Genomic DNA, 2514 nt, shown 5'->3' with positions numbered 1-2514 from the left:
ATCAACCACCCCACGTGACCGTGGCGCTCAACAATGATGGTTTCGTACGTCATGACTGCATTCTCCTCAGTTAGGCGGTTACGCGGTGACTCGCTGGCGGACTCAATATGGTGGACGATCGCGTCCACGTCGTGCGACTCGGTGCCGAGTAGAACTTGCGCCAATCGCTCCGATCCCACCCATGGGTGTTGCCATGAGCTCGCGTACTCGGGAACTGTCCTCCGCCCCCAACGCTGTACGCGCGCTTGCGCGGACGTCGGCGATGTCTCAGCCGGCATTCGATCATCGTCCCACCCTAGTCGCGTTGATGCCTCTTTCTTTGCTATCTTATGACTAGAGGTCATAATCCGGAAAAGGAGAGCCATGAATGGCGAGGTCATCGAAGTCCGCCGAGAGGGCGCTGTGGGCTGGCTCGTGCTGAACCGCCCTCACGCAGGCAATGCGATGGATGCGGCAATGATGTCTGCGCTTCCGCGTGCCTGGCGTGAACTGGACGCGGATCCTTCGGTGCGCTGTATCGTCGTGACGGGCGCGGGGAAGTCGTTCCAGACAGGACTTGACGTCGCGGCACTTGCCAACGAACCGGAGACCTTAAAGGACTCGTCGAGGCGGACTCGCAATGCCCGGTTGCAGTTGACCGGATGGCACCTCGGGGTCCGCACCCCGGTCATCACGGCAGTGAACGGGATGTGCGCCGGCGGCGGACTACACTTCGTCGTCGACTCCGACATCGTGATCGCATCGACTTCGGCGAAATTCGTCGACCCTCACGTGTCCGTCGGGCAGGCCAGTGCGTGGGAGGCCATCGGCCTAATGCTGCGCATGCCCGCCAGCCGGGCCGCACGGGTCGCACTGATGGGAGCGCACGAGCGCATGAGCGCTGCGGAAGCTCTGCGTTGGGGGCTGGTGTCGGAGGTCGTCGAGCCCGATGATCTCGTACCGCGCGCTCAAGAACTGGCTGAACACATCGCATCGCGCCCCCCTGAGGAGGTACGCGCAGCCAAGGCCGCGTTGTGGGCGGCACTGGAAAACGATCGAACGTCATCGTTGCGATGGGCTGAATTGAATCGACCCCCTGTGGAGGAGACACCATGAATACAACGTCGAACCATCCGGATCTGGCGGAGTTCGCCGGGCCAACGACCACGCCGGAACAGGCCGCGCAAGCGGTGCGGGATTGGGCGCAACGAACGATCCCGCAGGCGTGGCTCGATGCCGGGGCCGAGGGCGGCCCTGTGGCCGTGCGTCAGGCACGGACCCCGAGCGAGTACCGGGAATGGTATCCGGCCTTCGGTGCGTCGGGGCTTGTTGCGGCGGCGTGGGACGTCGAACATGGAGGTCTGGGCTGGAGCCGTGCGGCGGTTCGCGCAGCAGAGTCCGTTCTTGCTCCGTACCACTTGCCACGCCTCAATCCGCTTGGCCTGAACCTTGCGGCCCCGGCGCTCTTCTCCTACGGCACCGAGGAGCAACGACGCCGTTTCCTGCCGCCGATCGTCCGGGCCGACGAAATCTGGTGCCAGTTGTTCAGTGAGCCCGGGTCGGGGAGTGACCTCGCCTCCTTGTCGACGCGCGCCGAACGAGACGGGGATTCATGGATCATTACGGGTCAGAAGATCTGGACCACCTGGGCTGACCAGGCAGACTTCGCCATCCTTCTGGCGCGGACGGATCCGAGCCTGCCGAAGCATCAGGGCATCACGTATTTCCTCATCGACATGCGCCAAGCCGGCGTTTCTCCGATGCCGCTTCCCCACATGGGAGGCGAGACAGAGTTCTTCCAGACTTTCATCGACGGTGCGGTCGTGCCCGACTCGCAACGCGTCGGCGAGATCGGGGAGGGCTGGCGAGTGGCACAGGCCACGCTCGGCGGAGAGCGACAGATGGTGGCAGGCGCCGGCTCCGGTGGAGTCGACCGGGTCGGTGGGGGGAGCGCCTCGCACTTGGTCAGGCTCGCGCGTCGTCGTTCAGACGAGGGTCTGGCCGGTGGATGGAGCGATCCCGCCGTTCGCCACGACATCGTCAAGCTTTGGTGTGAGGAGATCGTCCGGCAATGGACCAATCGTCGCGTGCTCGAACAGATTGCCCAGAAGGTGGCACCTGGTCCCGAGAGTTCCATCGGGAAGGTTCATGGATCGGACCTCAATCAGCGGATCCAGAGCGCGGCGGCATCGTTGCTGGGTATGAACGGCATCGCGTGGAACGGAGACCCGGGCGAACCGGACCAGTACGCCTCGACGATGCCGAGCGAAGTCAAAGGAATGCTGCGCAGCCGAGCCAACACCATCGAAGGTGGAACGACCGAGGTCAACAAGAACGTCCTGGCCGAACGTGTGCTGCGCATGCCGAAGGAACCGGACCCTTATAAGGGCAAGCCGTGGAGGGAACTTCCGCGTGGCTGAGGACCAGTTGTTTCGGTACCTTGGGCGATGGTCAGCACCCATCGCAGATGATCTTGAAGTCTCAAGTCGGTGCAGCAGTGCTGCGCCTTGGTCAAGGAAGGCTGTATAAGAATGA

Annotated in this window: 2 protein-coding genes; both read left to right on the top strand. The window is 63.4% G+C overall.

All coding sequences use genetic code 11. The annotated features are described in order from the left end of the window. Positions 1-363 precede the first annotated feature (363 nt). Complete coding sequence (locus ACSU04_RS18365) at positions 364-1095, top strand: enoyl-CoA hydratase/isomerase family protein (protein ID WP_439290563.1); 732 nt, start codon at positions 364-366, stop codon at positions 1093-1095. Further along, positions 1092-2399, top strand: coding sequence for an acyl-CoA dehydrogenase family protein (locus ACSU04_RS18360; protein ID WP_439290562.1), 1308 nt, complete (start codon positions 1092-1094; stop codon positions 2397-2399). Before ACSU04_RS18365 ends, ACSU04_RS18360 begins: the two co-directional genes overlap by 4 nt. Positions 2400-2514 lie beyond the last annotated feature (115 nt).

Origin of the sequence: Microbacterium sp. A84 (genome assembly GCF_051842815.1) — a bacterium.
GTDB lineage: Bacteria > Actinomycetota > Actinomycetes > Actinomycetales > Microbacteriaceae > Microbacterium.
The sequence above is the reverse complement of the archived record's forward strand: the minus strand, read 5'-3'. Positions and strand labels throughout refer to the sequence as shown.

Bases quoted from the DNA above. Each gene is read 5' to 3' on its own strand.
- ACSU04_RS18365 (WP_439290563.1), top strand. From the start codon at position 364: ATGAATGGCGAGGTCATCGAAGTCCGCCGAGAGGGCGCTGTGGGCTGG.
- ACSU04_RS18360 (WP_439290562.1), top strand. From the start codon at position 1,092: ATGAATACAACGTCGAACCATCCGGATCTGGCGGAGTTCGCCGGGCCA.